Consider the following 1,364-nt stretch of genomic DNA (forward strand, 5'->3'; position numbering starts at 1 on the left):
AGCGCCGATCTCCTGAGATCACCCGAAGCGCGCGCGACGTTGCAGCAACTCAGAAACCTGTTGCAGCTTCTCCGCGTATTCGGCAAGGACCTGGCGATGCAGTTCCTCTTCGACCGTGCCAACCAGTTGGGCGCCTGGGACATGGGGGTTCTGCCGGCGGCACTGCCGGGGCTGCACCCGGTCAACGATGATGCGGCGCGCACTACTCTCGAGGGGGCCTGGGGCGCCGAAATCCCGTCTGAACCGGGCGCGGATTTCAACGCCATGCTGGAGCTCTGTGACGCGGGGCGGATGGGCGCGCTTTATATCGCCGGAAGCGATCCCCTGATGGCCTATCCAGACCGGGAATTCGTGAAGCGGGCGCTTGGTGCCGCCGATCTCCTGATCGTGCAGGACACGTTCCTCACGGATACGGCCGGCCTCGCCGATGTCGTCCTACCCGCGGCGGGTTATGGCGAGGAAACCGGCACGTTCACCAACAACGAGGGCCGGACCCAGAAGGTCTGCAAGTTCCGCGAACCGGCCTTCGAGGCGCGAGGCAATCTGGCGATCTTCGACTTCGTCGCGGCGCTCCGCGGTCAGGTGTTGCGACCGTCGATGCAGGATGAAATCTTCGGTGAGATCGCCCGGCTGGTTCCGGCCTATCAGGGGCTGACGCAGGACGGGCTTGGCGCCGACGGAGCATTCACCAAGACGGCCCCGACGGCATCGGCAGGCGAGTTCTTCGCGCCCCCGCCTGCCTCGAATGCAGCCGATAGGCTCATGCTGATCACCGGCAACTGCCTCTTCCACAATGGATATCTTTCCGAACGGTCGTCGATCCTGAATACGGTCGCCGACGACCCGTATGTCGAGATGAGCAGATGGGATGCCGCGCAACTCGGCCTTTCGGATCGCGATCAGGTGGTCGTGCGATCCGCCCAAGGCGAACTGTCGGCGCAGCTCAAGATCAACAAGAATTTCCCCAAAGGCCTCGTGTTCGTTCCCGAAAACTACAGTACCCTGCATCTCAACAGCCTGATGCGGCGGGGCGAATACCCATGTCCGGTGGAGGTTCAAAAGGTGCAGGCGGCCTTCGAGATCGCCCCCGTCGACAGACTCCGGGCGGAGCCTGAGGAACTGGGTTGAGGCATTGCCGGGCTTCCCCACGGCCTGCGCTAACCCTGCGTCTCACCCGAGCTGGCGTCGTCAGTGATAGCCGGTCCCGGCAATGTATTCGCACAGCACCTGCTCGTTGAGCAGCAATTCGTCGAGCCGGTGCTTGACCACGTCGCCGATGCTGACCACGCCGACAGGGGTGTTGCCCTGCATGACCAGCACGTGGCGCGTGCGCTGCTCGGTCATGATCGCCATCACCAAGGGCA

General features: G+C 63.6%; 1 protein-coding gene and 1 pseudogene. One reads left to right on the forward strand and one right to left on the reverse strand.

Going from position 1 to position 1,364, the window contains the following annotated elements:
- On the forward strand, window positions 1-1,128 hold a 1,128-nt coding region (locus G6N73_RS35640), incomplete at its 5' end, for a molybdopterin oxidoreductase family protein (RefSeq protein ID WP_165034537.1).
- Between the two features lie 60 nt (window positions 1,129-1,188).
- On the opposite strand, the pseudogene G6N73_RS37830 reads toward G6N73_RS35640, so the two are convergent.
- A pseudogene (locus G6N73_RS37830) lies at window positions 1,189-1,364 on the reverse strand (CBS domain-containing protein); the annotation flags it as partial.

The sequence above is a fragment of the Allomesorhizobium camelthorni genome (assembly GCF_011045125.1).
Classification (GTDB): Bacteria; Pseudomonadota; Alphaproteobacteria; order Rhizobiales; family Rhizobiaceae; genus Allomesorhizobium; species Allomesorhizobium camelthorni.